We start from the raw sequence: 7,871 nt of genomic DNA on the forward strand, positions 1-7,871 counted from the left end.
CGAAGGACATGAGACGCGCGGCATTCACGGTCACGGCGGACGGTTCGTACGCCGCGCGGCTGGCCCTCGACGGCGGGACCGGTGGCTGGTTTCCGGAGCGCTGGACGCTCGACGGCCCCGAACCGTACGCCGTGCCGCTGCCCGGCACCCAGCCCGAGGAGCCCGACAGCGACGTGCTGCCGCTCTCCGACGGCCGGGTCCTGATCCGGCGCAAGGTGGCCGAGCGGCACACGCTCTCGCTGCTCTACCCCACCGGTCCCGGCACCGGCGAGCTCCAGGTCGGCGCGGTCGAGTGCGCCCGGCTGTCCCTGCTGCCCCCGGCACCGGGCGGCACCGCGGCGTACGGGCTGGTGCACCACGACCGCTCCACCGCGCTGTGGCTGCTGCACGGCGGCGCGTTCGGGCCGGAGCGGATCGCGGAGGTGGCGGGCCACTGCACCGGCGGCGCCTGGCTGGACCGTACGGGCCGGCTGCTGGCCCTCGACCGCGAGCTGGACGGCCGGACGAAGACGGTGATCGTCGACCTCGGGCGCGGTGGCGAGATCAGCACCCTGCTCCAGATCACCGAGGAGAGCGACGACCGGCTGCTGCTCGCCGACCCGTACAGCGGTCTGCTGCTCGTACGGTCGGACGCCCCCGGCCACGAACGGCTGGGCTGGGGGGTGCTGGGCTCGGCGCGGCCGGTGCGCTTCCCCGAGTGCCTGCGGCTGCCCAACGCCGTGCTGACCCCCTTCGCCGCGCAGCCCGGCCAGGAACTGGCCCCCGAGGGGTGCGCGGTGGCGTTCCGCATCGAGGGACCGACCGGCAGCTGGGTGGGGGTGTGGCGCCCGGCGGCACGCCGCCTCCAGCAGTTCCCCGCCCCGGCGGGCTGGCTGGTGGGCACGGGCCTGTGGACGGCCGGCGGCGAACTCCGCCTGCCGTACGTCACCCCGTACGTGCGCTGCGGCCTGGCCCGGCTGCGCCTGCCGGACGCGGACCGCGAACGGGCGCGCGGCGAGGACCGGGATACGACCCGCACCGCGGCGCCACCGGCCACCGGCCCGAACCCCGCCCCGGCCCCCTCCCGGGTCCCGCCCCCCGACCCGACGGGCCCCGCCGGCTCCGCCCCGCCCCGGCACCTGCTCCCGGACCCGGCCTCCGCCCCGGCGGGCCCGTCGCCCACCCCCCTGACCCGCCACCTGCCCCCGGAACCGACCTCCGCGCAGGCCCGGACCCCGATCCCCAACCCGGCGGGCCCGTCCGGCTCCACGCCTCCCCACCACCTGCCACCGGACCCGCTCGGGCCCCCGGCCACCGCCTCGTTGAGGGAACCAGCTCCCGCGCCGGCCCGGGGCATGCCTCCCGACCCCACCGCCCCCGCCCAGGCCCGAGTGCCGAACGCCGACCCGGCGAACCCCTCGCCCACGGCCCCACCCCGGCACCTGCCCCCGGACCCGACATCCGCGCAGACCCGGCCTCTCGCCCCCGACCCGGCGTGCCCGTCGCCCACGCCCCCGCCCCGCCACCTGCCCCAGGAACCGACCTCAGCACAGACCCGGCCCCCGATCCCCAACCCGGCAGGCCCGTCCGGCTCCACACCGCCCCACTACCTGCCCCCGGACCCGGCCTCAGCACAGGCCCGGCGCCCGTTCCCCGACCCGGCAAGCCCCTCCGCTTCCGCACCGCTCCGGCACCTCCCCCCGGACCCGCTCCGGCCCCCGGCCACCGCCCCGTTGAGGGAACCGCCTCCCGCGCCAACGCGGGGTATGCCTCCCGGCCCCGCCGCTCCGGCCGGGGTCCCGGACCCCGGCCCGGCGGGTCCCCCGCGCTCGCCCCTGCCCCGGCGGCAGCCTCCCGCCCCCGCCGGACCGTCGGTCGCCCCCGCCCCGAAGCCGGGTCTCGACCTGCTGGAGCCGCCCCTGCGGCCGACGGAGACGCGGGCCCCCGCGCCCGTACGGATGACGGACCCTCAACAGCCGGATGCCGCCGCGGCGCGACCGGCAGCGGCCTCCGTCCCGGCGCCGGCGCGGAGGCCGCTCGCCGAGCCGGATCCCGTACGGGCGGCCGCGTTCGACTCGGCGGCCGCGCAGGCCCGTACCGCCGCACCGGCCGCGCCCCCGGGGCGCGTTCCGGGGCAGCAGGCGCTGACCCCCGTGCCCCCGCAGGCCCTGGCGCCCATCCCCATGCAGGGGCCCGTGCTCGGGCCGCCGGCGCAGCGGGGGGAGCCCGAGGTGTGGACCGCGGTGCCGCCGTCCGCTTATCCCGGGCGCCCGGCGGCGATGCCGGACGCGTGGTCGGCGGCCGCCCGCCCCGTCCCGCCCGTGCAGGCGGCCGCCACCGGCCCGTCCCGGCCCGTGCCCCTGCAACAGGCACCGCTCGGGCGGAATCCCCATCCCTGAGAGGGGCGACTCGCCGACGGACCGGGTGGCTAGGCGATCAAGGTCCCGTTAGTATCGGGCGGGGGCTGCGCAGCTGTACCGGACGGACACCGGAGTGGACCGGACGGTCGTGCGCGGAAAGCGTGTTGACTTCCGTCGACGCCGTGCGCCACTGCCATGGCCCCCGAGCGCAGAGCACGCAGACCCCATCCGACGGAGTGACTTTCCCCATGCCCGACGTCCGAACCGACACGACCGAGGCGCGCCCCCTTGAGGCGTCCGCCCAGGCCGCAGCCGCCGGCTCCGGCAGGCACCGCGGCCCGGCCTCACCGCAAGACGCCAGCGCTCCCGCGCACGGCAAGCACCGCCGAACCGACAGGCCGTAGCCTGGCCTGTTCTTGTCCGCTCTGTGGGCACGTGCCGGTCACGGCAAGCGCCTGACGGCGCTGTCCTCAATCGCCGGACGGGCTGGATTTGCCCGTCCGGCGTTTCCGGCGATCGCGCCCCTCATCCCTCGCGTTTCAAACCCAGAAGCTCCCGCGCCGCGAACGTCTCGCCCAGTGGGCGCGTCGCGAAGTACGGGGTGAGGGTGCCCTCCAGTTCCTCCACCCCGAACGTTCCCTCGGCGGCGTCGAACTTCGCCGCGACGCGGGGGCGCTCGACCACCGCGACCATCCCGCCGTGCACCACGAAGACCTGCCCGTTCACCCCGGCGGCCGCGGGGGACGCGAGGTAGGCGACGAGCGGTGACACATGGCCCGGAGCGAGCGCGTCCGGCTCGCCCTCCGGCGTGCCGATGCCCGCGAAGACGTCCTCCGTCATCCGGGTCCGCGCCCGGGGGCAGATCGCGTTGACCGTCACCCCGTACTTGCGGAGGGCCTCCGCCGTCGACGTGGTGAGGCCGACGATCCCGCCCTTCGCGGCCGCGTAGTTCGGCTGGCCCGCCGATCCGACGAGAAACGCTTCCGAGATGGTGTTGACGATCCGTCCGTAGACCGCGCGGCCGGTCGTCTTCGAGCGCTCCCGCCAGTACGCGGCGGCGAAGCGCGTGGTGTTGAAGTGCCCCTTGAGGTGCACGCGGATCACCGAGTCCCACTCGTCCTCGGTCATCGAGAAGACCATCCGGTCCCGGAGGATGCCCGCGTTGTTGACGAGGATGTCGAGCGATCCCCCGGTGCCGACGGCCAGCTCCACCAGTTCCCGGGCCTGTGCGAAGTCCGCCACGTCACCGGTGTGGGCGGTGGCGAGGCCGCCGGCCGCCCTGATCTCGGCGACGACCTCCTGCGCGGGCCCGGCGGACGCCTCGCCGGAGCCGTCGCGGCCCGGGCGGCCGAGGTCGTTGACGATGACGTGCGCGCCGAGCCGGGCCAGTTCGAGTGCCTCGGCCCGGCCGAGGCCGCGCCCCGCACCGGTGACGATCGCGGTGCGGCCCGCCAGGGATGTCGGCACGGTTGCCCCTCCTTCAGATCTCGACGCAGGTGCGCAGCGCCTCACCGCTGCGCATCTGGTCGATGGCGTCGTTGATCCCGGCGAGCGGGACCCGGTGGGTGATGAGCCCGGCGAGGTCGATCCGCCCGGCCCGCCACAGGGCGATGGCCCGTTCGTAGGAGCGCAGGATGTCGCCGCCGCCGTAGAGGGACGGCAGGATCCGCTTCTCGTCGAAGAAGAGCTCGAACATGTTGAGCCGGAAGTGGTCGTCCGTCGCGCCCGCCCCGACGACGCAGAGCGTGCCGCCGCGCCGTGTCGCCCCGTACGCGGCGCGGGCGGTGGCGGACCTGCCGACGACCTCGAAGACGTAGTCGAAGCCCTCGCCGCCGGTGATCCGGGCGACGGCGTCGCCGAGGCCGTCGGGCGCGACCGCCTCGGTGGCGCCGAAGCGCAGGGCCGCCTCGCGCCGGGACTCCACGGGGTCGACGGCGACGATCTGCGCGGCCCCGGAGACCCGTGCGCCCTGCACGGCGCAGATCCCGACGCCGCCGCAGCCGATGACGGCGACCGATGAACCGGCGGCCACGTCTGCGGTGTTGAGGGCAGCGCCGAGGCCGGTGGTGACGCCGCAGCCGATGAGGGCGGCGATGTCGTAGGGCAGGTCGTCGGGGATGGGCACGGCGCAGCCCGCGCCGACCACGACCTCCTCGGCGAAGGTGCCGGTGCCCGCGAACCCGAAGACGTCGGCGCCCTCGTGGCGGAAGTTGGGGGTGCCGGAGCTCATGAAGCCGGCCAGGCACAGCTGGGCCTGGCCGCGCCGGCAGGCGGGACAGCTGCCGCACGGGGGCAGCCAGCAGACGAGGACGCGGTCGCCGGGCCGGAGTCCGGTGACTCCGTCGCCGACGTCGACGACGTCCCCGGCGCCCTCGTGGCCGGGGACGAAGGGTGCGGGCTGCGGCAGGACGCCGGACATGGCGGAGAGGTCGGAGTGGCAGAGCCCGGTGGCCCGCATCCGGATCCTCACCTTGCCGGGGCCGAATCCGACGGGCTCGACGGAGTCGAGGACGTCGAGCTTGTCCTGGCCTGTCTGGTGCAGTACGGCTGCGCGCATATGGGGCTCCTTCACTGGCTTTCGCACCCGGAACCTGGTCCTGCTAGTCGTGGGCGACCACCGTGTCGGTCAGCACGGGCGCGTCATCGCGCTCCACCACCGTCACCAGGACCTGCACCCGCCCGGGCGGCACGCTCCACGCCCGGACGCGCAGCGTCTCGCCCGGGAAGACGACGCCCGCGAAGCGCGTCGCGTAGGAGCGGACGCGGGTGACGTCGCCTCCGAGGACCGTGTCCACGACTGCCTTGAGGGCGATGCCGTACGAGCACAGGCCGTGCAGGATGGGCCGGTCGAAGCCCGCGACGGCGGCGAATTCGGGGTCGGCGTGCAGGGGGTTCCAGTCGCCGGAGAGGCGGTAGAGGAGGGCCTGGTCCTCGCGGACGGGGCGCAGGGCGGTGACGGTCGGGTCCGCCGTGGGGACGTCGAGCCGGGTGGTCGTGCCGCGCTCGCCGCCGAAGCCGCCCTCGCCCCTGACGAAGATCTCGCTCTCGCCGGTCCACAACGGCCCGTCGGCGTCGGCGACATCGGAGCGCAGGACGATGACGGCGGCCTTGCCCTTGTCGTGGACGGCGGTGACGCGCGTGGTGTGGGTGGCCGAGCCGCGGACGGGGATGGGCCGGTGCAGTTCGACGCGCTGTCCGCCGTGCAGGACCCCGGCCAGGTCGACGTCGATGCCGGGCGCGGAGAGGCCGCCGGCCAGGGCCATGCCGCCGCCCGCGACGGTCGCGAAGCTGGGCAGGACGTGGAGCCGGCTCTCCAGGGTGTAGCGGAGTTCGGCGGGGTCGGTCGCCGGGGTGCCCGCCCCGATGCCCAGGTGGTAGAGCTGGATGTCCTTGTGGTCCCAGGAGAGTTCGGTGGAGCGGGGCTCGGCGGCGACCGCCTGCGCTGCGTCGATGGGCATCGGGGCAGGGCTCCTTCACGGCGATTTCCCGGCAACATAGAACACGTTCCAGTCGACCCGTAGGCACCCATGTATAGCCGAACGCCGTGGGGGTGGGAAGGCCGCCGACCGGACGGCCGAGGCGGCGTCGGGCCCTTGGGACAAATGTCACGGGTCACCGCACACACTTGCATCTGCCCAGGTCACCGGAGTGTTCCTTAAGGTCGGAGGCATGAAGTACAGCGACGACCCGACGAAGCGGCACAGGCCGCCGGGGAAATTGGCCTTCCTGCCCTGGCTCTTCATGCTCACCGGGGACGTCCAGGGGCTGTTCACCGGGAAGGCGCCGCTGCCGTGGCTGGGCGGGACCGGCGTACTGGCCTTCGCCGTGCTGTACGGCGCGGCGGTCTTCGCCGGTCTCGACGAGCGGCGCCGCCACACCCGTACGCCGCACGTGCTGCTCTCCGGGCTCGCGGCCGTGACCTACGCGCTGACCATCGGCTACGGCGGCGACTGGCTGCTGTGCTTCCCGCTGCTGTCGCTGGCCAGCGGGGTCGTGCTCAGGAGCCGCGAGGGCAACGGACGGCGGCTGGGGCTCGTCGTCCTCACCCTCTCCGGCTCGGCCGGGCTGATCGGCAGCTTCCGCGGCGGCCCCTCGGAATCGCTGATCATCGGTTACGGCACCATGCTCTCCGGCCTCGTCACGGCCGCGATCCTGACCCTCTTCGAGACCGTCGCCCAACTGCGCGCCACCCGTGAGGAACTGGCCCGCAGCGCGGTCGAGCAGGAGCGCCAGCGCTTCTCGCGCGACCTGCACGATCTGCTCGGCCACACCATGTCCGTGATCGTGGTCAAGGCGGAGGCCGTACGCCGCCTCGCGCCCCGCGACCTGGACGCGGCGCTCGGCCAGGCCGCCGACATCGAGGCCGTCGGGCGGCAGGCGCTCACCGAGATCCGCGAGGCCGTCACGGGCTATCGCGAGGGCAGCCTCACCACCGAACTCGACGGCGCCCGCTCCCTCCTGGAAGCCTCCGGCATCGAGGCCGAGATACGCCAGTCCGGCCCCCCGCTGCCGCCGCAGTCCGCGGCGCTGCTCGGCTGGGTGGTGCGCGAGGGCGTCACCAACGTCGTACGGCACAGCGGTGCCGAGCGCTGCACGGTGGAAGTGCGCGGCGAGACCGACCAAGTACGCCTGGAGATCACGGACAACGGGCGCGGCGTAGGCTCGGCTCCACCCGCGACGAAGGGCCGCACCGGAGGCACGGGACTGAAGGGGCTGACCGAGCGGCTGGCCGCCGCGGGCGGGTCCCTGACGTCCGGGCCGGACGGGCGCCGGGGCTTCCGGCTCGTCGCGGAACTGCCGGTGGATTCGGAGTTCGAGGAGGACCGCAAGCGATGATCAAGGTGTTGCTCGCCGAGGACCAGGGCATGATGCGGGGCGCGCTCGCGCTGCTGCTCGGACTGGAGGAGGACATCGAGATCGTCGCCCAGGTCGGCAACGGCGACGAGATCCTGCCCAAGGCGCTCGAAACACGGCCCGACATCGCGCTCCTCGACATCGAACTCCCGGGCCGCAGCGGCCTGGACGCCGCCGCGGACCTGCGGTCGGGGCTGCCGGAGTGCCGGGTGCTGATACTCACGACGTTCGGCAGGCCCGGCTATCTGCGCCGGGCGATGGAGGCCGGGGCCTGCGGCTTCCTGGTCAAGGACGGCCCCGTCGAAGACCTCGCCGCGGCGATCCGCCGCGTGCTCGCGGGCGAGCGCGTCATCGACCCGGGCCTCGCCGCGGCCGCGCTCAGCGCGGGCCCGAACCCGCTGACGCAGCGCGAACGCGATGTGCTGGCGGCGGCGGTTGACGGGGCGACGGTGGCGGATATCGCGGCGAAGGTGTGCTTGTCGCCGGCGACGGTGCGGAATTATTTGTCGGCGGCGATCGGGAAAACGGCCACCCGGAACCGGATGGAAGCGGTGCGCGCGGCGCGGCAGAACGGCTGGCTGTAGCTCCGCTGCCGCCTGCGGCGGGCTCTTGTTCCTCTACCCCGCCCCTTCCCGAACTGGGGCTCCGCCCCAGACCCCGAAGCACGCTTCGCGCGCT

6 protein-coding genes are annotated in these 7,871 nt (G+C 74.8%); 3 read left to right on the top strand and 3 right to left on the bottom strand.

From position 1 onward, the window contains the following. Positions 1-8: 8 nt before the first annotated feature. Positions 9-2,378 (top strand): hypothetical protein, encoded by a 2,370-nt coding sequence (locus ABD269_RS22870; RefSeq protein ID WP_344120497.1) that lies wholly within the window; start codon positions 9-11, stop codon positions 2,376-2,378. Between the two features lie 486 nt (positions 2,379-2,864). Here ABD269_RS22870 and ABD269_RS22875 read toward each other — a convergent pair whose 3' ends face one another. Genes ABD269_RS22875 through ABD269_RS22885 form a run of 3 tightly spaced genes read right to left on the bottom strand, consistent with a single transcriptional unit; the run spans position 2,865 to position 5,797 of the window. Then, a complete protein-coding gene (locus ABD269_RS22875; RefSeq protein WP_344120499.1) occupies positions 2,865-3,806 on the bottom strand; it encodes a 3-oxoacyl-ACP reductase in 942 nt (313 codons plus the stop codon). Positions 3,807-3,819: 13 nt separating this feature from the next. Further along, positions 3,820-4,896, bottom strand: coding sequence for a Zn-dependent alcohol dehydrogenase (locus ABD269_RS22880; RefSeq protein ID WP_301887760.1), 1,077 nt, complete (start codon positions 4,894-4,896; stop codon positions 3,820-3,822). Between the two features lie 43 nt (positions 4,897-4,939). Continuing rightward, the gene (locus ABD269_RS22885; RefSeq protein ID WP_344120502.1) at positions 4,940-5,797 is read right to left on the bottom strand and encodes a MaoC/PaaZ C-terminal domain-containing protein; all 858 of its coding nucleotides are present in this window, start codon (positions 5,795-5,797) and stop codon (positions 4,940-4,942) included. Between the two features lie 211 nt (positions 5,798-6,008). On the opposite strand from ABD269_RS22885, the gene ABD269_RS22890 reads away from it, so the two are divergent. Together ABD269_RS22890 and ABD269_RS22895 are read left to right on the top strand one after the other, a co-directional pair. Beyond that, positions 6,009-7,175 carry a sensor histidine kinase gene (locus tag ABD269_RS22890; RefSeq protein ID WP_344120505.1) on the top strand — a complete coding sequence of 389 codons (1,167 nt, stop codon included), beginning with the start codon at positions 6,009-6,011 and terminating at the stop codon, positions 7,173-7,175. Further along, a complete protein-coding gene (locus tag ABD269_RS22895) occupies positions 7,172-7,777 on the top strand; it encodes a response regulator (protein WP_344120507.1) in 606 nt (201 codons plus the stop codon). Before ABD269_RS22890 ends, ABD269_RS22895 begins: the two co-directional genes overlap by 4 nt. Positions 7,778-7,871: the final 94 nt, after the last annotated feature.

Source organism: Streptomyces blastmyceticus, from assembly GCF_039521185.1.
Lineage (GTDB): Bacteria > Actinomycetota > Actinomycetes > Streptomycetales > Streptomycetaceae > Streptomyces > Streptomyces blastmyceticus.

Excerpts from the sequence above, each read along its gene's own strand:
- ABD269_RS22870 (WP_344120497.1), top strand. The coding sequence starts at position 9 with ATGAGACGCGCGGCATTCACGGTCACGGCGGACGGTTCGTACGCCGCG.
- ABD269_RS22880 (WP_301887760.1), bottom strand. The coding sequence starts at position 4,896 with ATGCGCGCAGCCGTACTGCACCAGACAGGCCAGGACAAGCTCGACGTC.
- ABD269_RS22885 (WP_344120502.1), bottom strand. The coding sequence starts at position 5,797 with ATGCCCATCGACGCAGCGCAGGCGGTCGCCGCCGAGCCCCGCTCCACC.
- ABD269_RS22890 (WP_344120505.1), top strand. The coding sequence starts at position 6,009 with ATGAAGTACAGCGACGACCCGACGAAGCGGCACAGGCCGCCGGGGAAA.
- ABD269_RS22895 (WP_344120507.1), top strand. The coding sequence starts at position 7,172 with ATGATCAAGGTGTTGCTCGCCGAGGACCAGGGCATGATGCGGGGCGCG.